The 22,952-nt window shown below is 63.2% G+C and carries 19 protein-coding genes and 1 tRNA gene; 9 read left to right on the top strand and 11 right to left on the bottom strand.

The window, feature by feature from the left end; all coding sequences use genetic code 11:
* Positions 1 to 3 precede the first annotated feature (3 nt).
* The 5 genes from ARADN35_RS26435 to ARADN35_RS0115045 all read right to left on the bottom strand — a co-directional run bounded on the left by ARADN35_RS26435 (position 4) and on the right by ARADN35_RS0115045 (position 6,609).
* On the bottom strand, positions 4 to 792 hold the full coding sequence (locus ARADN35_RS26435) for an SEL1-like repeat protein (protein ID WP_244265910.1): 789 nt from the start codon (positions 790 to 792) through the stop codon (positions 4 to 6).
* Between the two features lie 14 nt (positions 793 to 806).
* Entirely contained in the window at positions 807 to 1,970 is a 1,164-nt protein-coding gene (locus tag ARADN35_RS0115060; protein ID WP_244265909.1) for a hypothetical protein, read from the bottom strand.
* Between the two features lie 76 nt (positions 1,971 to 2,046).
* The gene (locus ARADN35_RS0115055) at positions 2,047 to 2,505 is read right to left on the bottom strand and encodes a hypothetical protein (RefSeq protein WP_010463547.1); all 459 of its coding nucleotides are present in this window, start codon (positions 2,503 to 2,505) and stop codon (positions 2,047 to 2,049) included.
* A 63-nt stretch (positions 2,506 to 2,568) separates the two neighbouring features.
* Entirely contained in the window at positions 2,569 to 6,147 is a 3,579-nt protein-coding gene (locus ARADN35_RS0115050) for a beta strand repeat-containing protein (protein ID WP_035197804.1), read from the bottom strand.
* 102 nt (positions 6,148 to 6,249) lie between these two features.
* Positions 6,250 to 6,609 (bottom strand): hypothetical protein, encoded by a 360-nt coding sequence (locus ARADN35_RS0115045; protein WP_010463544.1) that lies wholly within the window; start codon positions 6,607 to 6,609, stop codon positions 6,250 to 6,252.
* Between the two features lie 377 nt (positions 6,610 to 6,986).
* On the opposite strand from ARADN35_RS0115045, the gene ARADN35_RS0115040 reads away from it, so the two are divergent.
* Positions 6,987 to 7,601, top strand: coding sequence for a hypothetical protein (locus ARADN35_RS0115040; RefSeq protein ID WP_100199468.1), 615 nt, complete (start codon positions 6,987 to 6,989; stop codon positions 7,599 to 7,601).
* On the opposite strand, the gene ARADN35_RS0115035 is transcribed toward ARADN35_RS0115040, so the two are convergent.
* Positions 7,598 to 8,161 carry a P-loop nucleotide/nucleoside kinase family protein gene (locus ARADN35_RS0115035; protein WP_010463542.1) on the bottom strand — a complete coding sequence of 188 codons (564 nt, stop codon included), beginning with the start codon at positions 8,159 to 8,161 and terminating at the stop codon, positions 7,598 to 7,600. The two genes, ARADN35_RS0115040 and ARADN35_RS0115035, sit on opposite strands and share 4 nt — an antisense overlap.
* Positions 8,158 to 10,611, bottom strand: coding sequence for a UvrD-helicase domain-containing protein (locus ARADN35_RS0115030; protein WP_029414050.1), 2,454 nt, complete (start codon positions 10,609 to 10,611; stop codon positions 8,158 to 8,160). The genes ARADN35_RS0115035 and ARADN35_RS0115030 overlap by 4 nt, the downstream gene beginning before the upstream one ends.
* A gap of 43 nt (positions 10,612 to 10,654) precedes the next feature.
* On the opposite strand from ARADN35_RS0115030, the gene ARADN35_RS0115025 reads away from it, so the two are divergent.
* Together ARADN35_RS0115025 and ARADN35_RS0115020 are read left to right on the top strand one after the other, a co-directional pair.
* Positions 10,655 to 11,380, top strand: coding sequence for a hypothetical protein (locus tag ARADN35_RS0115025; RefSeq protein WP_010463539.1), 726 nt, complete (start codon positions 10,655 to 10,657; stop codon positions 11,378 to 11,380).
* A 225-nt stretch (positions 11,381 to 11,605) separates the two neighbouring features.
* Positions 11,606 to 12,583, top strand: coding sequence for a GMP reductase (locus tag ARADN35_RS0115020; RefSeq protein ID WP_010463537.1), 978 nt, complete (start codon positions 11,606 to 11,608; stop codon positions 12,581 to 12,583).
* Positions 12,584 to 12,617: 34 nt separating this feature from the next.
* Here ARADN35_RS0115020 and ARADN35_RS0115015 read toward each other — a convergent pair whose 3' ends face one another.
* On the bottom strand, positions 12,618 to 13,499 hold the full coding sequence (locus ARADN35_RS0115015; RefSeq protein ID WP_010463535.1) for an alpha/beta hydrolase: 882 nt from the start codon (positions 13,497 to 13,499) through the stop codon (positions 12,618 to 12,620).
* 129 nt (positions 13,500 to 13,628) lie between these two features.
* On the opposite strand from ARADN35_RS0115015, the gene ARADN35_RS0115010 reads away from it, so the two are divergent.
* The 3 genes from ARADN35_RS0115010 (at position 13,629) to ARADN35_RS27370 (ending at position 15,996) form a co-directional block, all read left to right on the top strand.
* Positions 13,629 to 14,513 carry an NAD(P)-dependent oxidoreductase gene (locus ARADN35_RS0115010; RefSeq protein WP_035197879.1) on the top strand — a complete coding sequence of 295 codons (885 nt, stop codon included), beginning with the start codon at positions 13,629 to 13,631 and terminating at the stop codon, positions 14,511 to 14,513.
* Between the two features lie 84 nt (positions 14,514 to 14,597).
* Positions 14,598 to 14,673 (top strand) — tRNA-Lys (locus tag ARADN35_RS0115005).
* An 846-nt stretch (positions 14,674 to 15,519) separates the two neighbouring features.
* Positions 15,520 to 15,996 (top strand): DUF5063 domain-containing protein, encoded by a 477-nt coding sequence (locus tag ARADN35_RS27370; protein WP_081474644.1) that lies wholly within the window; start codon positions 15,520 to 15,522, stop codon positions 15,994 to 15,996.
* A 502-nt stretch (positions 15,997 to 16,498) separates the two neighbouring features.
* Here ARADN35_RS27370 and ARADN35_RS0114990 read toward each other — a convergent pair.
* From ARADN35_RS0114990 to ARADN35_RS26430, 3 genes are read right to left on the bottom strand one after another with little or no spacing between them, the layout of a single operon-like run.
* On the bottom strand, positions 16,499 to 17,368 hold the full coding sequence (locus ARADN35_RS0114990; protein ID WP_029414049.1) for a glycosyltransferase family 2 protein: 870 nt from the start codon (positions 17,366 to 17,368) through the stop codon (positions 16,499 to 16,501).
* 4 nt (positions 17,369 to 17,372) lie between these two features.
* Positions 17,373 to 18,305, bottom strand: coding sequence for a Gfo/Idh/MocA family protein (locus ARADN35_RS0114985; RefSeq protein WP_010463529.1), 933 nt, complete (start codon positions 18,303 to 18,305; stop codon positions 17,373 to 17,375).
* A complete protein-coding gene (locus tag ARADN35_RS26430) occupies positions 18,299 to 18,856 on the bottom strand; it encodes a dTDP-4-dehydrorhamnose 3,5-epimerase family protein (RefSeq protein ID WP_242421356.1) in 558 nt (185 codons plus the stop codon). Before ARADN35_RS26430 ends, ARADN35_RS0114985 begins: the two co-directional genes overlap by 7 nt.
* Positions 18,857 to 19,191: 335 nt before the next feature.
* Here ARADN35_RS26430 and bcsZ point away from each other — a divergent pair, with 335 nt between their 5' ends.
* The 3 genes from bcsZ to ARADN35_RS26425 all read left to right on the top strand — a co-directional run bounded on the left by bcsZ (position 19,192) and on the right by ARADN35_RS26425 (position 22,912).
* A complete protein-coding gene (bcsZ, locus tag ARADN35_RS0114970; protein ID WP_029414048.1) occupies positions 19,192 to 20,358 on the top strand; it encodes a cellulose synthase complex periplasmic endoglucanase BcsZ in 1,167 nt (388 codons plus the stop codon).
* Positions 20,359 to 20,436: 78 nt separating this feature from the next.
* Positions 20,437 to 21,669: a multidrug effflux MFS transporter gene (locus tag ARADN35_RS0114965; RefSeq protein ID WP_010463526.1), complete on the top strand. Its 1,233-nt coding sequence runs from the start codon at positions 20,437 to 20,439 to the stop codon at positions 21,667 to 21,669.
* 112 nt (positions 21,670 to 21,781) lie between these two features.
* Positions 21,782 to 22,912: an HD-GYP domain-containing protein gene (locus ARADN35_RS26425; protein WP_081474642.1), complete on the top strand. Its 1,131-nt coding sequence runs from the start codon at positions 21,782 to 21,784 to the stop codon at positions 22,910 to 22,912.
* Positions 22,913 to 22,952 lie beyond the last annotated feature (40 nt).

Genomic DNA, 22,952 nt, shown 5'->3' with positions numbered 1-22,952 from the left:
GCATCAGGGCGGGGCCTTGCCGGGCGTCCCGGGGAAAGTGCTGCTGGGCACCGCCGCAGGTGCTGGCACACCCGAGGGCGTGCGGGGCACCGCCGACATGCCCGGCAAGCCCGAGCCCGGCCGAACGGCCCCGGCTGCTGCGGGCCGCAAATCGCCGCCTTTGTCTGTGCCATCGCCGGCGGCCTGGCGCTGAATGCGCGCTTCCAGCTCCGACGCAAAACGCTCGGCCAGCGCCACCTCTTCCACGGCCATCTCAGCGCCAAGTTCATTGATCACCGACAGCACATTGCGGTGCGTGCCGGTGTCGGGCTGCGCCATGCGCTCCAGCAGGCGTGCGTAGCCCAAGGCCCGCACGTTGTCTTTGGGCACACCCTGGCCCTTGCGGTTCATCTCTGTCAAACGCTGCATCGCGCGGGGGTCTCCGCGCACGGCGGCCAGCAGGTACCAGCGGTAGGCCTGCCCCATGTCGCCCAGGCCGGACCGGGGGTTTTGGTAGGCATCGCCCACGAACGACAGCAGCTGCGGGTTTTGCGTGTTCAGGGCTTCCCGTTTCAAGCGCTCCAGCTCGTTGCGGTAGATCGGCCCCTGGCAACCCAGCTCGGCCACGCCACGCTCCAGCGCCTCGTTGCAGGATTCCAGAAAGCGTGCACCCGCCGTGGCGCCCGGCGCCGCCTGCTGTGCCGGGGCGGGCCCGGCTGACGGCGTTGGGGGACCGGCTGGCGGCAACTGCGCAAAAGCGGGTGCGTGCAAGGCAACGCCCATCACCAACCAGGGCGCCCAGCGGTAAAGCATGCTGGCGCCACGCATCATGTGCCAGCCTTCGCGCCCGCTGGCGCCGCACCGCCCGGAGCGGGGGCCGCACCAGCCAACGCGGGGTTCTGCGCCGTGTCCCAGGCCATGGGCACGCCAAAGAACAGGGGCTCAAAGCCTTGCCAGGTCATCACGTCCACCGGGCCCAGTGCGGCGTACCGCTGTGCGTACACCTTCTCCAGCGCCTGCCGGGTCTCGGCGTCGTATTTCTGGGTGACCTGCACCGGCTCGCCGTACTTGCGCAGCGTGACCTGGATCAACCCGAGCTTGAGTTCGGGCGTCAAAGCGTTGTAGCCCGCGCGCATGTTCTCCACCACCACCGGGTCGGGAGTGCCGTTGGGGATGCAGCGCCAATACGGCGTGTTGGTGGCCTTGCCAACCAGCTCCAGCACACTCAGGTCCACCAGCGTGCGGATGGCCGAGTGGCGCCCCTGCAAGTATTTGCCTTCGAGCTTGAAGCCGAAGGCATCGCCGTAAAAGCCCAGGCTGGCGTTGTCTTCCGAGCTGAAATTGAGCACCTTGACCACGTTGGAGGCCTGCACCTGCGGCACCATCTGCTGCGTGGCAAAGCTCACCAGGTTCAAGTCCAGCGCCAGGGCCGAATAGATGGCCGTGCGCTTGATGTCGCCACCCAGCGTGACCTTGCCATTGCCCTTGCCAAACTCGATACCCGCCGAATTCACACGCCCCGCACCCGCAATGGCACGGTCAAACTCCGTGAGCGCGCCGGTGATCAGGAAGTCGGGCATGGTCACACCGAACTTGGCGCCCAGCTGCGCTTGCGACACCAGGTAGTCCGGGTGGTAAGGCACATAGACCACGCGCGCACCAATGCGGTTGACGGCCGTGCGCACCATTTCCGTGATGTCTCCGGGAATCTCGGCGCCCACCAACGGGCTCGACAGGTTGGTGGCATCCAGGATGCTGCGCGTCTGCATGTAGATGACAGGGTCGCCCTCCTTGTAGATGTCGAGCATGCGACCGAAGCGGCCCAACGCCAGCGCATAGGGGCTCAGGTTGGTCACCGGCAGCAGCTTGTCCGCCTCACGGTCTTGCAGCAGTGTGTTGGCGTCCTTGAGCGCGTTCTCGGTGGATGCACAACCGGCCAGGGTGGCCACCGCCAGCGCCAGCGCTCCCCATCGCAATGTTCTTTTCATCATGGTTCTTTGTTGTCGTGGTGGTATCAAAAGCCCCGCTCTCTCGGGGCTGCAAAAGCTGTAGATGCGCTGTTGCGGTTCAACGCCGCGAGTTGAGGACCGTGATGTTCTCCACGCCCTTTCCTTCCACATAGAGCGTCACGTTGCCGTTCACATTGCCCTGGATCACGGGGCTGGCAATGCGCAGCGTGCCGTCCGCACCCCGCTGTATGTCGGAGTACGTGGAACGGATCACGATGTTTTTCTGCCCCTCGGGCAGCTTCAGCGTGCCGTCCGGCTGGACCAGGGCACTTTGGTCCACCAGGGTGTTCTGCGAAATCGCACGGTTCACGCGCGCTTTGGCGCTGACCGATGGATAGACCCCATCGTTGAGCCGCACGCCACTCTGGGCCATGTCCTTGTAGGCGCCCAGCTGCTCGCCGTAGTTCACCATTTGGGCCTGTACGCCCGCGCCTAGCAGCGCCAGCGCCCCAGCCCCCACGCACACTCCAAGCGTGCGCAGTGCGCGCCCCGAGGAAGTTCTGTTCAGATATTTCATTGCCACTCCTTCGTCCACAGAAAACCAAAAAAAGGGCGCCATTGCGCGGCCGCCGAATAGCCTCTACATGCTCAGAATATTCACGGCAGGCAACACCGTGACAGACTGGTTCACCACGCCCGTGGAAGGGATGGTGTACGTGTAGCCAGGGTTCGCGGCAAACGGGGTATTGCCCGCCACACCCACAATGCCGGTAATGGCGCCGCCCACGTTGCGCACGCTGCCGGACGTCATGCCTGCTGCAGCGGCCGACATGTTTCCAACGATGGTCACCGCGCCCGTGATGACGCCCTGGTTGACCACCGAGTTGGACACGCCACCCATCGCTGCTTGCCCCTGGTTGCCGGCGATCACGACCGTACCCGCCATCACGCCGTGGTTCACGAGCGAGTTGACCGTGCCACCCATGGTGGCGCCGCCCCGGTTGCCTGCAATCAGCACCCGGCCCGAGAGCTGGCCCCGGTTGTCCACGCTGTTGACAGTGCCACCGCCCGTGGCGTTGCCCTGGTTGCCCAGCACCGCAACTTGCGCACCGGCCATGCTGCCGCTGTTGTTCACACCGTTGACCAGGCCACCGCCACTGGCCCGGCCGGTGTTGCCCGCGATCAGGACCTGGCTGCCCTTGATGGAGCCCGAGCCTGTGACGCTGTTGACCTTGCTGCTGCCACCCTGCGCACTGGCCTGGTTGCCCAGGATGGTGATGTTGGAGCCGGTGATGCTGCCCTCGGCGCGCACGCTGTTGGCCAGCCCGCCGGTGGCCGAGCCCGCATTGCCAATGATGGTGATCTGGCTGCCCGTGACGCGGCCACCGCCCACCACGCTGTTGATGGCCCCGCCATCGCGCGCCGAGCCCTGGTTGCCCAGGATGGTGATGCTGCCGCCCTGCAATGTGCCCGCGATGTCCACGCTGTTGGCCACCCCCTGCTGTGCCGAGCCTTGGTTGGCGGCCACGGTGACCGACGAACCGGCGAGGCGCCCCCGGCCCTGCACACGCACGCTGTTGGCCAGCCCATCCTGGCCTGCTGCGCGTGCGCTGCCCTGGTTGGCCACCACTTGCACTGAGCTGCCCTGCAGCGTGCCATCAGCCTGCACACTGTTGGCCAACGCTGTGCTGCCCTGGTCGGCCTGGGTGGACACAGCCGTGTTGCCCGCCAATAGCGCCTGCACACCATCCACACGCCCACCGGCGCCTTGCGAAAAGCTGTTGGCTGCCGCCAGGCCCTCGGTGGCCTGCACGCGCCCCGCCGAGTTGCCCGTCAGCTGCAGGCTGGCCGCACGCAAGGTTCCAAGCACCTGGACCGCGTTGGCATTGGCCTGGCCCACGCCTTTGCCAAAGGCCACAAAACCACCCACGGTACCCTCACGCCCCTCGCTGCGCACATTGGCTGCGGTGTTGCCAGCGAGCGTCAGGGTGCTGCTGTCCACGCGGCCCTGGGCGTTGACTGACAGCGCGTTGGCGTTGATGCGGCCACCGTCGGCGTTCAATTGCCGCGCCGTGTTGCCGACCACCTGCACGGTGCTCTGGGCCAGCGCCGTGGCACCGGAACCATCCATGTAGAGCCCGTTGGCGATCAGCACCCCATTGGATTTGGCCCCCAGGCCCAGCGCCTGTGCGCCACTGCCAGCGGCGCGGATGTCCTCGCCGGTGTTGCCCACGATGACCACAGGGCTGCCCTGCACCCGTGCGCCACGGTAGGCCGACAGTGCATTGACCAGGGCGGTGCCTCCAGGCGCGTGTACACCGCGCGCGGTGTTCCCGGCGATCAACCAGGGGGACGAGGCATCCACCAGCGCCCCATCGTGCAGCACCAGGGCGTTGGCGGCAGCCCGGGCGCGGCTTTCGCGCCCGGCCAGACCGCCCGCACCCGACACCGAATCCGCAGCAGTGGTCATGTCCGTGGCGACATTGCCCGTAACAACACCTGCCGCCGAAAGCCGCGAGGGCGCGCCCGCACCGTTTTCGAGGGAAATGCTGTTGGCCAGCAGCGCGCCGCCGCGTGCATTCAGGCGCGACGCGGTATTGCCCGCCAGGGTCAGTGTCTGGGCATCCAGCTGCGAACCCGTGACCGCCAGCGTGTTCGCCAGCGCGGCCGACTGCTGGCTGGCCGAAAACAAAAGGCCTCCGCCAGCCTGCGCCGCATAGCCAGTGGACTGCACCCCATCGGCGCGGTTGCCCGCCAGGGTCAGGGCGGTGTCCTGCACACGCCCCTCGCTCACCATGGCCGTGTTGGCCGCCGCCAGGCCACCCGAGCCGGTGATCGACTGGCCCTGGTTGCCGCTGAGGGTGATGGCAGCCCGCTCCAGCGTGGACTGGTGGTCCGCCACCACGGTGTTGGCCAGGGCGCGTCCATTGCGTTCCAGGGCACCTACCAGGCCACCGCCAATGGTGCCCGAGCCCCCAGCCGTCCGCACCCTGTCGGCCACGTTGCCTGCCAGCAGCACGTTGCCACCGCGCACTGTCGCGTTGTCCAGCCAGAGACTGTTGGCTCCTGCGCCACCCCCGGTCGCAACCACATCGCGGGCCTGGTTGCCACTGAGGCGGTGCACAGGCCCTTCAGCCAGTTCGCCCCGGGTCACGGAGATGGTGTTGGCCAGGGCCGAGGCAGACACCCGCACATCGGCCAACGCCCCGCTGAGGATGGAGCCTTCGCCGCCCCAGGCTTGCACGTTGCGTGCGGTATTGCCCGATACGCCCGCCTGGTACCCGGCCGAACCCGCAAGTTTGTGCTCGGAGAAGCTGATGCTGTTGGCCAGGGCGCTGCCACCCGTTGCGATGACCTGGGCCGCCTCGTTGCCCGCCAGGGTGAGTTGGGCATTCTTCAGTTCACTCGACGCCAGGGTGACCGCGTTGGCAGCGGCCACCCCCGTCAGATCGACCTGGGCAATGGTGCCACGCCCCACGCCCGCACTACCGCCGCCTGCTCGCACATCTTCTGCACGGTTTGCGGTGTGCAGGACGCGAGTGTCCACCAAGACCGAGCGGGCCGCTGTGAGGGCATTGGCGAGCGCAGATCCGCCGATGGAGGTGACACGCCGGGCCTCGTTGCCAGCGAGCGCCACCTCGGAATTGCGCACCTCGGTCGCATCCAGCAGCACGCTGTTGGCCGTGGCGCGGCCGGGCATCTGCAGCGACCCGGTGCCCAGCAGCACCTCGGATTTGGCACCGAAAGCGGCCACATCGGCGGCGCGGTTGCCCTGCACCAGCAAGCGGCTCGCGGTGAGCGGCTTCGTGCCTGTGGCGCTCGCGGCCAGCACCATGTTGGCCGTGGCGGCACCACCCAGGGCGTGCACAAAACCCGTCACCTGGTTGCCCAGCACCTGCACCTGCGATTGGCGCACATCCACTGCCGCCAAGCCAATGCCATTGGCCTGCGCGGTGCCGGCCAGATCAACACGCATCCCGGCATTGGCGAGGGCCGAGCCCTTGCCACCAGTCGACACCACGGGGCCCGTGGACCGGTTTCCGTGCACCTGGATCTGGCTGCCCGCATCCACCTGTGTGCCGGCGCTGTTCTTGTGCCACCCCACGCCAGCCAGCATGGACTCCTGAGCCCCCACACGCATCGGCGCCAGGGCCACGGAAATGCCGACCAGCCATAGCGCGGCCGCTTCATGCGGTTGCGTCTTGCGCGTTGTGTGCACTCACAGCTCCCAGTTTTCGACGAACAGACTTTGGATGGAAAGGCAGCCGTGTGGACCCCGCAAGGGCCAGGCGGCAAGGCGGCCCGCCGGGGGGCACAGGGCTTAGTTGATATTGATGCTGTTGACGTTGGCCGTGCCGCCAATGGCCTTGATGTCGGTGGCTTCGTTGCCGCTCACGGTCAGTTCCGAATTGCGGATCTTGGAGCCCGTGATGTTGATGCTGTTGACGTTGGCCACGCCTTCCATGGACACCTCGGCCACCTTGATGCCCGCCTTGCCGCCGCCCGCGATCACGTTGGTGGCTTTGTTGCCGGTGACGGAGATCTTGCTGTTGGTCACCTCGGAGCCCGCCGAGCCCTTGCCCGAGATCAAGCCCGGAATGGCGACGTTGCCGCTCTGGGCGAAAGCCGCGCTGCAGGTGAAGGCCAGCGTAGCAAGGGTGGTAATGGCAAGTTTGCGCATATCAATAATCCTTCCATGGGTTAAAAATTAATCGACGAGCAGCCTCTTGCGGCCTGCGAACGAATTGTTGATGGGTGTATCCACGCACCCAGTAAAGAAATGTAGGCAGCAGTCCTGGCGGGCCTCTGTCCAGTTATCCACAATCTCGGACAAGCCGCCACGCCCTGTGTTGCCTGTAAAAATAAGGCAAGTAGGACAAGCACTTACATCAGGGCCTGCCAAATCCCCACAGCCAGACCACCAAACCAACCGCACGAGATTGCGTAAAAAACTCAACATGCACTTACACTTAAAATCATTATGAAACCCTGAATAACATTCAGAAATCCTTGTCTACTGGAAAATATAAAAATTCCATCCATTAAATTGTCATAAATATGAAATTAATTATCTTTCGTGGCTTTTTGTATATGGGTGCGGCAGGCGCCTTGCTCGGGTGCAACCCCTCATCCGCGCCAGAAACCCTGGGCGCAGTTCGCTACCCGACCGATGCGCAAATTGCGTCGGCCCTGGAAGCGCAGTTCGCCAGCGACCGCCACAGCGCCGCCGCGCGCGACCTGATCCGGACATTGGGGGGTGACAAGGGCAAGCTGCGCTACCAGATCCACCAGGTGATCTACCGGCAAGGCGCCTACGAGGCGCGCTACGACGCCGTGCTGGTGATGGGGCAACCGGGCATACAAAGCCTCCAGGCCCTGTATGCCAGCATGATTCCCGAGGCCGAGCGCACCAAGCTGCCGCAGGCCACCCTGGAGGTCTATGAGACCTGGCTGAAGCAGCAGGCCGCTTCCCTCCAAAAAACCTCAGCACCCCAGGCACAGGCGCTGGTGAGCACCCTGGACCTGCTCGGCAAGTGCTACCGCGACAAGGAGGCCGGTGCCGAAGTCACGGTCATGCAGGGGCTGGGGGCACTGATCTCCCCCGAGCGCAAAGGCTTGGTGGCCGAAAAGCTGGCGCTGCCGGACACCACGGCGCACTGCCTGCCGGCTTAAGTCGCCTGGTTAGTTCGCGCTGTGCGCTCGCGCAGCGCAGACAGGATGTACTGCGCCGCTTCGCCCACGCTGCAGCGCGCTGTGTCCACCACGAGTCGCTCCTGATCCCAGCGCATGTAGTCATGCTGCAGCACGGCCTGCCAAGTGGGCCCCACCAGCCCAGGGACACCAATGGCCCGTGTTTCCACGCGCCGCTGGTGCTCTGCGGCGTCCGAGCAGATCACTTCCACCTCCAGCACGGGCACCTGGGCGTCGCGCGCCACGGCGCGCCAGGCCTCGCGCGTCACCGGCAGCGGGTTGACGCAGTCCGCCAGCACCGGCATGCCCTGCGCAAGCTGGGTGCGCGCCAACGCGCAGGCCACCCGGTAGCCGGCCGCGCCCACATCCCCGGCGACGAGCACGCCGGAATCCCGCAGCGCCTGCTCGATGGTGTCGATGCGCAGGTACACCGCAGGCCAGAGCGCCAGCAACGCACGGGCGACCGTGCTCTTGCCCACGCCGGGCAGCCCGCCCAGCACCACCAGGATCGGCGCAGAAGCAGGCGCGGTGGCTGCGCTCAATCCACCACCGTCAACTTGGCCACCGACAACGCCAGCCACTTGGTGCCGTGGCGCGGGAAGTTGACCTGCGCACGCGCGTCGTCGCCCGTGCCTTCGATGGCCAGCACCTTGCCTTCGCCGAACTTGGTGTGGAACACGTTGATGCCTGCGCGCAGGCCGTGGGAGGGCGCGGTCTTCTGCACGGGCACGGGCGGGCTGGCAAACGTCTCGGATTTGAAGCCAAATTGGCCTCTAGCGCTTGATGGATAAGCGCTAGAAGCTCCTGAATTAGGAGCAAACGAACCAAACCCCTGCTGCTTGGGCGTGATCCACTTGAGCGCGGCTTCCGGCAGCTCGTCAAAGAAGCGGCTCTTGATGTTGTAGCGCGTCTGGCCGTGCAGCATGCGCGTTTGCGAGTGGCTCAGGTACAGGCGCTTGCGGGCGCGGGTGATGGCCACATACATCAGTCGGCGCTCTTCCTCCAGGCCATCGCGCTCGCTGGCGGAGTTTTCGTGGGGGAACAGGCCCTCTTCCATGCCGCCGATAAACACACCGTCAAACTCCAGCCCTTTGCTGGCGTGCACGGTCATCAGTTGCACGGCGTCTTGCCCGGCCTGGGCCTGGTTGTCGCCCGCCTCCAGCGCCGCGTGGGTCAGGAAGGCCGCCAGGGGCGAGAGGGTTTCGCCCGTGTCGGCATCCACGATGCCCGGCACTGCGGGCCTGAGCGGCTCATCCAGCACCGGCGCGTTGGGGTCCAGCCCCTGGCTCACCGCGCTTTGCGTGAGCGGTGTGCCGTGCTCGTCCAGCGGCAGGGCCACGGCATCGCGGCCAAAGCCCTCTTGGGTGACAAAACTCTCGGCGGCGTTGACCAGTTCCTGCAAGTTCTCGATGCGGTCGGCGCCTTCCTTTTCGGTGCGGAAGTGCTCCACCAAGCCCGTGGATTCGAGCATCTGCTCGATGATGCCGCGCAGGTTCAGGCCCTGGGTCTGCTCGCGCAGCACATCCACCATGGCGACAAACGCGCCCAGGTTGGCGCCCGCCTTGCCGGGCACGGCGCTCACCGCATCGTGCAGCGAGCAACCGGCGGCGCGGGCGGCGTCCTGCAGCACCTCGATGCTGCGCGCGCCGATGCCACGCGGTGGAAAGTTGACGACCCGCGTGAAGCTGGTGTCGTCGTGCGGGTTCTCCAGCAGGCGCAGGTAGGCCAGCGCATGCTTGATTTCGGCGCGCTCGAAGAAGCGCAGGCCGCCGTACACACGGTAGGGCACGCTGGCATTGAATAGGGCCGATTCGATCACACGGCTTTGCGCGTTGCTGCGGTAGAGCACGGCGATTTCCTTGCGCTCAAAGCCGTCGTTGCGCACCAGCTGCTTGATCTCATCGACCATCCACTGCGCCTCGGCCAGGTCGGAACTGGCCTCGTACACGCGCACGGGCTCGCCCGCGCCCTGCGTGGTGCGCAGGTTCTTGCCCAGGCGGCGGCTGTTGTGGCTGATGAGGTGGTTGGCCGAGTCGAGGATGTTGCTGTAGCTGCGGTAGTTCTGCTCCAGCTTGATCTGGCGCTGCACATCGAACTCGCGCACGAAGTCGGTCATGTTGCCCACGCGCGCACCGCGAAACGCGTAGATGCTCTGGTCGTCGTCGCCCACGGCAATCACACTGCCACGGGCTTCAAAGCGCCCGCCCACCTCGTTGCCCGCCAGTTGCTTGAGCCAGGCGTACTGCAGCTTGTTGGTGTCCTGGAACTCGTCGACCAGGATGTGCGCAAAGCGGCGCTGGTAGTGCTCGCGGATGGGGTCGTTGTCGCGCAACAGTTCGTAGCTGCGCAGCATCAGCTCGCCAAAGTCCACCACGCCTTCGCGCTGGCATTGTTCTTCGTAGAGCTGGTAGATCTCGACCTTTCTGCGTGCATCGCTGTCATTCGTCTGCACGTCGCCGGGACGCAGGCCTTCTTCCTTGCAGTTGGCGATGAAATAGGACAGCTGTTTGGGCGGAAAACGCTCGTCGTCCACGTTGTGCTGCTTGCACAGGCGCTTGATGGCCGAGAGCTGATCCTGCGTATCCAGAATTTGAAACGACTGCGACAGGCCGGCCGCCTTGTGGTGCGCGCGCAAGAGCCGGTTGCACAGGCCGTGGAAGGTGCCGATCCACATGCCACGCACGTTCACCGGCAGCATGGCCGACAGGCGGGCCACCATTTCCTTGGCAGCCTTGTTCGTGAAAGTGACGGCCAGAATGCCGCCGGGCGTGGCATAGCCGTTTTGCAACAGCCAGGCAATGCGGGTGGTGAGCACACGCGTCTTGCCCGAGCCCGCCCCCGCCAGGATGAGCGCGTGGCCTGCGGGCAGCGTGACGGCAGCCAGTTGCTCGTCGTTCAGGTTGGCCAGGAGGGGCGATGCAGCCGAGGCCGCAGCAGCGTGTGGGGGCACCAGGGCTTCGGGTGCACCCGGGAACGGGTCTTGTGGGAACATGCGGCCATTGTAGAAAGCGCCCCGGCGCCCTCCCCTGGAGCCCATGAAAAACATTGCCCGCACCCTGGCCAGCCTTCTGGCCCTTGCACTGACCCATGCACCTTCTGCGCTGGCCCAGGCCAGTTGCAGCAGTGACGGTACCCCACAGCCCGTGGCCATTTTCGAGCGTTTCATCAGCGCCGACTGCGAAGCCTGCTGGAGCGATGCGGCCACCCCCGCGCCCTCTGCCACGGCGGGCGTGGCGGTCCTGGACTGGATCGTGCCGGGCAAGGCCGGCGACGACGCGCCCCTGTCGGCCGCCGCCACCAGCGACGCCCTGGCCCGCCTGCAGGCCCTGGACCGCAAGCCCCCTGTCGCCACCGATGTGCACACTGCTGCGATCGAAGCGACCATGCCCGCCCGCCTGCGCGTGGCCCATGGCATGCCGTTCAACGACTACCTGGGCACGGCCATCGCGTTCACGCCCGTGCAACGGGCTGCACAGCGCACCGGCGCGGCGCCCGCAGCCATGGACTTCTACCTGCTGCTTGTCGAATCCGTGCCTGCAGGCACCGAAGGCACGAAAGTGGCACGAAATATGGTTCGAAACATGCTCCATGGCACGTGGGAGATGCGCAATGAGCTATCAAAATCAGAGCAAATGAAATGGATGGAAACCCGGTCCATGCGCATCCCGGAAGGCGCACAGGCCGAGCGGCTGCGCATGGTGGGCTGGGTGCAGGATGCCCAGGGCCGCGTCATTGCGGCTGCGCAGTCCACTTGCAGGTGACGCCGGTGATACCGGTCATACCCGCACCGTTATAGGGTCTGCCAGGCAGGCGGGTAGAATCAATCACCGGGCCCAAGTTTCTTGACGCCCGGTTTTTTGTGCCCGCGCAATCTGCGGGGTTCGGAGCTGGCTACCACGCCAGTGCCCACAAAGCCGGTCCCAAGCCAAGCGCCCACGCCCGTGAAATCCTTCGCGGGCGACCTTTTCAAAGGAGCTTGGAATCTCATGGAAATCTTCGACTACGACAACGTCCTGCTGCTGCCCCGCAAATGCCGCGTGGAAAGCCGTTCGGAATGCGACGCCAGCGTGGAGCTGGGCGGACGCTCGTTCCGCATCCCCGTGGTGCCGGCCAACATGAAAACGGTGGTGGACGAAAAGATCTGCACCTGGATGGCCCAGAACGGCTACTTCTACGTCATGCACCGGTTTGACCTGGACAACCTCCAGTTCGTCAAGGATATGCATGCCAAGGGCTGCTACGCCTCGATCTCGCTCGGCGTCAAACAACCCGACTACGACACCGTGGACCAGTTGGTGGCCGAAGGCATCACGCCCGAATACATCACCATCGACATCGCCCACGGCCATGCCGACAGCGTGAAGAACATGATCGGCTACCTCAAGGCCAAGCTGCCCAAGGCCTTTGTGATTGCCGGCAACGTGGCCACGCCCGAGGCCATCATCGACCTGGAGAACTGGGGCGCGGACGCCACCAAGGTGGGCGTGGGCCCGGGCAAGGTGTGCATCACCAAGCTCAAGACCGGCTTTGGCACGGGCGGCTGGCAGCTTTCGGCCCTCAAGTGGTGCGCCCGTGTGGCGACCAAGCCCATCATTGCCGATGGTGGCATCCGCAGCCACGGCGACATCGCCAAGAGCATCCGTTTTGGCGCCAGCATGGTGATGATCGGCTCGCTGTTCGCAGGCCATGAAGAGTCCCCGGGCAAGACGGTGGAAGTCGATGGTGCGCTTTTCAAGGAGTACTACGGCTCTGCCAGCGACTTCAACAAGGGCGAATACAAACACGTCGAGGGCAAGCGCATCCTCGAACCCGTCAAGGGCCCGCTGGCCGGCACGCTGGTAGAGATGGAGCAGGACGTGCAAAGCTCCATCAGCTATGCCGGCGGCAAGAAGCTGATGGACATCCGCAAGGTGAACTACGTGATCCTGGGCGGCGACAACGCGGGCGAACACCTGTTGATGTAACTCGGTGCCAGTGGCCTGCTATGCAGGCCCTGCGTCAGGATCGCAGCAGGTTTTGCGCCATGTGGTGCAGGTCATGCCCCGGCCTGGCCAAGGCGTCCACGATGCTGAAGTGGTGCAGGCCGGGCAAGCTCACGCTACGGGGCACGAAGTGGCTGCCCCAGGCGTCTTGCATCAATTGGTTCTGCCGCAGGAACTCGGGGCTTTCATCCGCACCCACGGCGCAATGGAGCGTGCCGGTGGCGGGCTCCAGCAGGCGGGCAGGGCTGTATTGCAGCACCTGCTGTTCCGTCAGGTTCAGCACCGACTGGTACATGGGCGTGTACATGATCGGTTCCAGATCATGCACGCCCGAAATCGACAGCGCATTGCGCACCAGCCCGTCGGGCAGACCGTCGCCGATCAGGGGCCACACGCTGGTGAGCATCATGGCCGCCAGTTGGCCGCCCGCCGAATGCCCGGCCACCGTGACGCGCCGTGGATCCCCACCATGGCTGGCAATGTGGCGCCACACCCATTCCAGCGCCTTTTCCATCTGCCGCACGATATGGGGAATGGTGACAGGCGCCTCGGGCGTGCCGGGGCACAGCGCGTAGTTCACGACCACCACACAAAAGCCCGCCTGCGTAAAGGGAGGTGCAATGAACGAGTGGTCTGACTTGTCGAGCGAGCGCCAGTACCCGCCGTGGATGAACACCAGCACAGGCACGCCAAGGTCCGAGGCCCGCGCAGAGGGGAAAATATCCAGCACCTCCCCAGTGCCGGTGCCATACGGCACATCCAGCACACAAGGCTGGCTCGCACGCACTTGGGCAGAATCCCCGGCCCAGCGCTGCAGGTAGTCCATGTGGTCGGGCACCAGGGCGCGGTTGTTGTACATGCGCTCCAGCCAGGCGGGGTCGTGCAAGGGCAGGCTCATGGGTAAAGTCTCCTGTGGCTGTGCGGGATCATCATTCCAATCCCGCCATGCTGCAAGCTCCGTGACAGGGTGATGCACCAAAAAGGCACATGATGCACAAAGAGACAACGATCCTGGATGAATGACGCCATGACCACCACCCCGCTTCGCATTGCAGTCCTTGGCATCGGCATGATGGGCCACCCCATTGCACGCCGCTTGAAGGACGCCGGCCATCAGGTGCATGCATGGAACCGCACCCGCGCCAAGGCAGAGCCCCTGACAGCATTGGGCATCGCCGTCCACACCACCCCCGCCGAAGCAGTCCAGAACGCCGATGTAGTGATCAGCCTGCTGGAAAACGGCCCCGTTGTGGGGCAAGTCCTCTTTGATGCGGGAACCGCCAAGGCCATGCGCAAAGGTGCCCTGTTCATCGACATGGCCTCCATCCAGCCTCGTGAGGCGCGCGACCACGCTGCGCGCCTGGGCGAGATGGGCCTGGCCCACCTGGATGCACCCGTGTCGGGCGGCACCGTGGGGGCAGAAAATGGCACGCTCGCCATCCTGGTCGGCGGGCGCCCCGAAGACTTTGCACAGGCCGAGCCCGTGTTTTCCGCCTGCGGCCGCGCCACCCATGTGGGCCCACACGGCGCTGGCCAGCTCACCAAGCTGGCCAACCAGATGATCGTGGGCATCACCATCGGTGCGGTGGCCGAGGCCTTGCTGTTTGCCGCCAAGGGTGGGGCCGACATGGCCAAAGTGCGCGAAGCGATTCAGGGCGGCTTTGCCGACAGCCGCATCCTGCAGCTGCATGGCCAGCGCATGGTCGAGCGTGACTTCGCCCCCCGCGGCCGCATGGCCGTGCAGCTCAAGGACATGCGCAACGCCCTGGCGACGGCGGGCGAGATCGGCTTCGACGCCCCCATCACCGCCCTGTTCGAGACCCTGTATGCCGAAGGCGTAGACCACGGCCTGGGCGAGCTGGACCACAGCGGCCTTTTTGTCGAACTGGCAAGCCGCAATGCCATGCAATAATTTTGTGGACCGCTTGCCAAGCCACAAAAAACTAGTGCATAATTCGAGGCTCTGCAGCAATGCGGACAGATCAACGAAAAGTTTGGGTTCTTAGCTCAGTTGGTAGAGCAGCGGACTCTTAATCCGTAGGTCGAGTGTTCGAGTCACTCAGGACCCACCAAACAAAAGCCGCAAGGCTAAAGAAGCCGCAGCTATCAGAACAATAGCGGCGGCTTTTTTTCGTCACATATTTCGTCCCTTTTCCAGAAATTTCTTCGGCGTCCACAGTTACCGTGGTCCATTGGCGCACACTCTGCCCGAACAGATGCTCTGTGCTCCTCAGGCAGAATTCGGCCAGAAGCGGTCGCACGGACGTCTCAAGGCTCACTTTTGCTCAGCACAAATTTATAGAAGTGTTCCGCAACGAGCAGCGCAACAAGAAACGTTGGAACCGTGAGGAGTGCGGCCCATAGGACCGAGTCCAACAGTAAGTAAGGGATGGAGCAAATAGCCACTATCAGTAGATAGCTGCTCAACCGAATAAACTTTTGCGTCATGTGCCTGAGTCCTGAAAATTACCCAGTTGTCTGGTATTTCAAAAATGACACCAGATCTACGATGACACTTTATCTGGAGATGGTTCCTGAGGAGGTGGTACTCGAAATCGGCGATGAAGTTGAGCTTCTTGCTCGACCCTCGGAAGGTTTGCTTCCTCTAGACATAGCTGTTGTCGAGGGAGGCTTCCAAGTACACGCATACAAGGAATGGGACCCACACTGGCATGTCAGGTTCAATGGGCAGGTGATCAAAGTCAAGAACTCGACGCGCCTTGCAGACTACCGGTGAAGCGAGTCCTGCAAGGTCCGCTTTGGGCCCAAAGGCGACTGTGGGCATCGCATCCCAAAGCCGTCGTTGATTCAAAACCCGCCTAAGCGCAGCTTCTTTTCGGGCAAACTTTGTACAAATTTCCCCGAATCGGGCGGCACTTTTCGCAGCCGCCGGTAGATGCGTAACGTGAGGCCTTCACATGTCAAATCAGGTGCGACAGTTCGCGGACGCTGCAGAGGAATTCTGCTCTTGGGCGGAAGCAAACCCGGAGGACCAAAGGAACCAGGTCCTTACTGCTTTACAGCATCTGTCGAATCTCTATCGACTCGCACTAGCCTTACCAGAATTGTTCGGCGAGCAGGACTCGCGCGATATTTCGCATGAGGAATGGAAGCAGGTCTTTGTCCGCTTCGGCTCGTTGCCATTCAACTACTATTCTCAATCTGTTCCACAGGAAGTGCCTGGGGAATCGTCGCTCGCCGATCTAGCGGATGATCTTGCTGACATATGGCGTGATTTGAAGAGTGGGCTCTTGTTGTTCCAATCCGGGTATGCTGAAGCAGCCTGCTGGAAATGGCGAGGAAGCTTCTGGAGCCATTGGGGTGAACATGCAAGTGGGGCGCTTTATGCCTTGCATAGCTGGCACAGTCGGCAAGAAGGCGCAGCCATTCCGTGACCATTTCTGGTGTGCCGAAGGCCAGGGTGATTAGTCAAGCCGACGCGACCAGCTTCGCTTGTGAGTGCAGTACGGGCTACGCAACCCGGTGCGGCTAACGTCGCTGCTGAGAGTCCGCTTTCATTGGCCGTAGTCGGCTGCTCCTGGCCGAGAACGGTCAGCGGCCCGAGCTGTAACCTCACATATACAGTACTGTACCGGCAGATTACCAAAGATAAATCAACGCCTCCAGATTGAAAAGTATGTGACACCCAGGAGCCAGAAAGCTAGGAACGGCGCGGCATAGCGGCCTGAATACCCGGGGGCCTCTTAATCCGTAGGTCGAGTGTTCGAGTCACTCAGGACCCACCAAACGAAAGCCGCAAGGCGCATAAAGCCGGTGCTACTTCAACGTAGCGTCGGCTTTTTTGTTTTTCTGGCTACCGTGTGAGGCAGAGTGAATCGCCTCTGCAACCTCTCACCGGATTCAGACTCCGCCAAATGCAAAGGTCAGGGGCAAGGGTCAGGGCCTGATACCGAGTCGGCTCACCAATGTGCGCAGCGGCGCCGTGATCCGCCAGGATAGGCTGCTCTTGAGCGCTTCCATTTCTGCCTGCAGTTTGGGTTGAGCGTAGCAATGGCCATTGACGCGAAGTAACACGCTTTTCAGCAGGGCCAGCCGCTTTTCCGGGCCTTGCAGGTCGCCCCACCATCTCTCCAGTTCCGCCACCCTTTCGGCGTTGGACAGGCTACGGCGCGTAACTGAAGAAAAATGGAGCACGGTCGGCCATTTGACCGAGGCGTAGCGCACCCCGGTTTGCTCCAGCACTTGCAGCCAGAAGTGCAGATCGGTGTTGATGCCAAGTGGCGCGGGACACCACCCTGTCGGCAGTGCCCGATAGGCGGCAAGCGTATGCGCTCCACAGGCCAAGCCGAAGCCGCCCGCCGACTTTCGCATGCGCGCGATTTGCTGGTCGTCCTCGAAAGCATCAAACGGCCAGGTGGCCGTCTGGCCGGAAGGCGATACATCGATCTGCATGCTGTGAACCAGATCGTGTTGTGCCAGCGCATCCGCCAGCGTTTCAAGGTGATCCGGCAGCCACAGGTCATCGTCCGACTGATAGGCGACAAAACGGCCCTTCGCCTCCTGCAAGGCCAAATGCCTGTAGGCCTCGCCATGCCGCTGACCTTTGGGGTTGTCGAAATAGCGAATGCGGGGGTCCCGCCCCGCCAGAGTTTGGGCAATTTCGCGCGTACGCTGGGGCGCGCCATCCCCTACGATGAACAACTCGAAGCCCTGGCACGTTTGCCACTGCACGCTGGCCACCGAATACCACAAGGTATCTGCATGGTCGTGTGTGGGGATCACAACCGTAAAGAGAGGATCGCTCATCCAATCATCCGCCCAGCCCAGCGAGTGTCCGCAATCGCGAAATGTGCTCAACCACCAGCAAGCCTTCCGCTGCGCTGCTCTTGGGAGGCCCCTGGCGATGGCACAGGTACTCCAGGAACGCTGTCAGCTCCAGCAAAAGGGGCATGGTGGTGGCAACGGGGCGCATTTCCACACTCGATGCACCCGCCTCCGCCAGGCAGTTGGCCGTGCGCTGCAGAGCAATATGGTCGTCGTACGCGTCGCTTAACGAGGCAATGCCATCGCGGCAGCGCAATTCGACAGTCCGTCGATGGACAGGGGAACGGGCTCCGATTTCAAACTGCATCCATGGGCGGCTCCGATCCTCTAACCCCAGAATCCCGGAGAGCGCTATCAAACCATCTTCGCTGGTTTCGGCCCAGGCAGCAGTTGGTTTTGGAAGGTAGCCCAGAATCTCAATGGCAATGCTCAGATCGTGCGGGAGCAGTATCCAGTCAGCGCTTACGTCCATGTGAGGGTTGCCCCATCCCAGCCGGGTCGTCTTGAGCCCCAACACCGGGCCCAATTCGCCAGACCGGGCCAGCGCAGCCAGGGCGAGCACGCCACCGTGGTAGCGCCACTTGTCCATGATGAAAATTCTGTCGCCAGCCAATTGCGCGAGGACTCTCGCCTCTGAAGCGTCGGAGGTGAAGGGTTTTTCGCAAAAGATGGGCTTGCCCATTGGCACCAGTTGCCGGAGAAAGGCTGCATGCAGCGCGGTGGGCACAGCCACCACATATCCATCCACCTCCGGCAGCGCATCAAGGGTGGAAACCACTGCGTCGGCCTTGCCCTCCAAAGCACGGGCACGGCTTGCCTCCCCTACGGCCAAGACCGCGACGTGCGCCCCCAGCTGCTTCAGGTCGCGCAGAATCAGCCGCCCCCAGCGGCCACATCCCAGTAGCCCGATCTTCACCATGGCTTGTCCTTGGTATCGCGCAACTCTTCCAGCAATGCGTCGAGGGATTTGGCGTTTTGATCCCTTGGAGAGAGGATGGGATCGCTGACGGGCCAATCCAGTCCGAGCCCAGCGTCGTCCCATCGGCAACCCAACTCATCCGTCACGGGATCCCAGTAGTGCGTGACGGAATACAGAATGTCTGCGGGCTCTGGAAAGTAAAAGCCGTGTGCGACCCCTGTCTCAATGCTGACCATGGTGGGCTCGGTGCCACTAAGTTCGAGCACCGTACTCCGCCGGAAATGCTCAGTCCCCTCTCGGAGGTCTACCAGACCCAGCAGCATCGAGCCACCCAGCACCAACAGATGATCGGTGTGCCGAACGTGCACATGAACCCCTCGCAAGACGCGGGGCCTGGACCGGACATGGTTCCACTGCACAGGGAGAAGGGTTGGGTGCCATTCGTTACGAAAAACCTCCGTTAGCCGTCCACGCTCGTCTTCCCAAGGTTGTAGTCGCCTGATTTGAACCCCTGGAATATCGCCAGTCCCGCCCAATAGTTGCTGTTGCATTTGATCCATGACTTTGAGCAAGTTAGCACTGAAATAGCGCCTCTACCGCAATACTTTCGGGGCAAAGGGCCCCGCCTTTTGTAGCACCTTGGATTCAGAGCGTGCTGGCAGTCGCGCACCGCAACCCCGCAGATCGCGAATACACCCTCTTCAAGTTTCGGAACTTCGGGCGGCGGCACCAGTGCTGTACTAGTATAGGGAACCCCTTGGGCACGCCGCCCTGCCCCGCAAGTTCCGGGTGGCTTTTTCAGCCAAACACCGTGCAGGCGCCGCCATTGGCAGAACCCAGGAAAAGGTCCACACCATTGCCCTCGAGAAACAAGAATTCTCCCAACATGACTGCATCGCTCTTACGGCGAACGGCCCTTCTCACAGGACTGGGTCTGATCGCACCCTGCGTGCTGCCACGCGCGCAGGCACAAACACGTGCGCCGGCCGGACTGGCCCGTGGAGGCAACTGGCCTGCTTGGGACGCCTTCAAGGCGCAATTCACCAGCGAAGAAGGCCGGGTCGTCTCGGACGATGGGGAAGGAGGACGTACTTACTCTGAAGGCCAGGCCTACGGGCTTTTCTTTGCCCTGGTGGCCAATGATCGCAAGGGTTTCGATACCCTCCTACGCTGGACCGAAAACAACCTGAGCGGCGGAGACCTGGGCACACGTCTGCCCGCATGGCTGTGGGGGCGCCGGCCGGATGGCTCCTGGGGCATCCTCGACAGCAACGCAGCATCTGATGCAGACCTCTGGATTGCCTATGCTCTGGGCGAAGCCGCCCGTTTATGGAAAGCACCGCAATACCACGCATTGGGAGTCCGCCTGGCTGCGCGGATCATTGCCGAAGAAACCGCAGACCTCCCAGGTCTGGGCCTGAGCCTGCTGCCAGCACCGCACGGTTTTGTAGAGAGCGAAGGCCGGTGGAAACTCAATCCCAGCTACTTACCCTTGCAGGTCATGCAGCGGCTGGCCACGCTTTACCCTCAGGCCGCCTGGAAACAACTGGCCCAAAGCTCTGAGAAAATCATGGTGGGATCATCCCCCAAAGGCTATACCCCTGACTGGATCTTGTACGACGCACGGCAAGGTTTTCTCATTGACGAAAAAGGCAAAGAAAAGGGCCAAGGCACCTACAACGCCATTCGCGTTTACCTGTGGGCCGGCATGCTGAACCCTGCCGCCCCCGGCCGCAAATCCTTGCTGGCTGCATTGGGCCCCATGGCAAGGTATGTTCGGGAGCAGGGCCACCCGCCTGAGTCCATTGATGTACTGACCGGGCAGGGCTCCGGCCCTGGGCCCGCGGGTTTCACGGCAGCCATGCTGCCTTTCCTGCAAGCGCAAGGGGAAAACACCGCACTGCAAGCACAGCGCAGCCGCCTGGCCGCAAGCCCCATTCGCCCCACGGCGTACTATGAGCAGACCCTCGCGCTGTTCGGCCTGGGCTGGATGGAAGGCTGGTTCCGATTTGCATCCGGGGGCCAACTGATACCCCAAAAAACCAAGCCCTGAAGGCTCCTGTCACAACGGCCACCAGCCTCTGCCCCACGCCTCCGCCATCTCTCGCCGCAGCACCCCATCGCCTCACTGATGAATCCCAACGCCCACACACTCTGGCGCGCCCCCCAATGGGCCCTGGCCGCCCTCCTGGCCGTGCTGGGCATGCTGGGGCCCTTCTCCATTGATACCTACATCCCTGCCTTCACAGGGATTGCCACCGCCCTGGGCGCCACCCCGGTGGAGATGCAGCAGACCCTGTCGGCGTATCTCTTTGGTTTTGCGTTCATGAACCTCTTCCACGGGGCACTCGCGGACAGTTTTGGTCGGCGGCCGGTTGTCTTGTGCGGGATTGCCATGTTCACGCTGGCCTCGGCAGGTTGCGCGCTTTCGCAAAGCATCGGCCAGCTCATAACGTTCAGGGCACTGCAGGGACTGTCCACCGGGGCGGGGATCGTGGTGTCGCGTGCGGTCATCCGCGACATGTTTCCACCGGCGCGCGCGCAGCAGGTGATGAGCCAGGTCACGATTTACTTTGGCGTAGCCCCGGCCATCGCACCCATCGTGGGCGGCTGGTTGTTTGTGCATGCGGGCTGGCACAGCATCTTCTGGTTTCTGACCTTTGTGGGCGTTGCACTTTGGGTCGCGAACTTCAGGCTCCTGCCCGAAACACTGCAGGCCGAACATCGCCAGCCGTTCAACATTCCGCATCTGATGCGGGGGTACTGGCAGCTAGGGTCCAGCCCGCGTTTTGTGCTGCTGGCGCTCGCCAGCGGGGTTCCCTTCAACGGGATGTTTCTTTACGTGCTGGCAGCGCCAGCCTTCCTGGGCGAACACCTCGCGCTGGCCCCCACGCAGTTCTTCTGGTTCTTTTTACTGACCATTTCCGGCATCATGGGCGGTGCCTGGCTCAGCGGGCGCCTGGCCGGAAAGATCGCGCCAAAACGACAAATACGGCACGGCTTTGTGATCATGTTCACGGTAGCTGTCTTCAACCTTGGAGCAAACCTGCTCCTCCCGGCGCACGCGGCATGGTCACTTGCACCGATTGCCATCTTCGCGTTCGGCTGGGCACTGATGGTGCCTGTCGTGACCTTGCTGGTGTTGGACCTCCACCCCGAGCGCCGTGGCATGGCATCGTCCATGCAGGCGTTTGTGGGCTCTACCGCCAATGGTCTTGTTGCAGGCGTGCTGGTTCCGCTGGTCATGCACTCGACCGTCTTTCTGGCCCTGGCGTCGCTGCTCATGATGTGCGTGGGCATGGCAGCATGGATCTATCTGCACCATCGCTGGCCGGATGTGGGCCGGATCGCCGCGCCCGATTGACCCGCATGTGTTGTGAATCACCATGCATGCTGCAACAATGGGGCTTCCCTCCCACTCCCGGCACAAGCGTGTGCACGCGAGAGAGGGAGGCTCTAGGTGCCTGAGGACAACCATGCAACTCTTGAAATTGGTTGAATCCAAAATACGGGTGGGAGTCCCGTTGCCCTGGAATGTGCGCAACCAGGACTGCACGCTGCTGCTGGCACGCGGACACGTGATCCGTAGCGATGCCCAGCTGGAAGCACTGCTGGAACGTGGCATGTTTGTCGATGTCGAAGAGTTCAAGGCGGTGGAGGCATTGGAGGCCCCGCCAGCCAAGCCGCTGGAAAGCCTCTATACCCGCTGGACACTCTCCATCGACGCGTTGGAAACAGCGCTGCCCCGACTTGGAGATACCTCCGATGGTCTCGACGCCATATACGCGCTGACCGATGAAATTCTGGAGCTTGCCGAAAAGGATGCCGATATCGGCTTGTTCATGGCAATTCGGCAGGATCAGGCCAAACATCTGCGCTACGGATACAGCCACGCGGTCTACACCGCGCTACTCAGCATATTGATGGCACGACAGCTTGGATGGACCGCCGCGCGTGCACGGCTACTCACTCTGGCTGCGCTGACGATGAACGCAAGCATTGCCGAGCTGCAGGGGCAGATGGCGGCGCAAGACTACCCCGCCTTGGACCGGCAGCGCGCGCAAATCAGGGCGCATCCCGCACTCAGTGTCGCCATTCTGGAGAAAGCGGGCGTCACGGACACAGAATGGCTCACCACGGTGATGCAACACCACGAACAGACAGACGGCACAGGGTACCCACAAGCTATCTCATCGGTGAGCGACGCTGCTCAGGTACTGCGCATGGCGGACCTGTTCATGGCACGTATCAGCCCTCGGCAACTGCGGCAGCCGCTCTCGATCCAGGACGCCGCCCGGCTGATGTTCCGGGATGACAAGGGGGGGCCATTTTCCATGGCGATCATCAAGGTGCTGGGCATTTACCCTCCCGGCGATTTCGTGCAAATGGCATCTGGAGAAATGGGGGTGGTGATGCGCCGCGGCTCGGAAGCGCGCACCCCACTGGTCGCCGCTGTGACGGACTCACAAGGCAAGGGTGTCACCACCACGCTGCACCGTGATACCTCGCAGGCCGCCTATGCCATCACGGGCCCGGCCTCGGACCGCAGCTTGCTGGCCCGAGTGCCTCCCGAGCGGCTGTATGGCTATGCGGTGCACGCGGGCTGAGTTTTCAGCCATGCCCCACATTGCATACCGCCTCAGCTTC

It is taken from the genome of Acidovorax radicis N35, from assembly GCF_000204195.1.
GTDB classification, from domain to species: domain Bacteria; phylum Pseudomonadota; class Gammaproteobacteria; order Burkholderiales; family Burkholderiaceae_C; genus Acidovorax; species Acidovorax radicis.
This window is presented reverse-complemented; position numbering and strand designations above follow the sequence as displayed.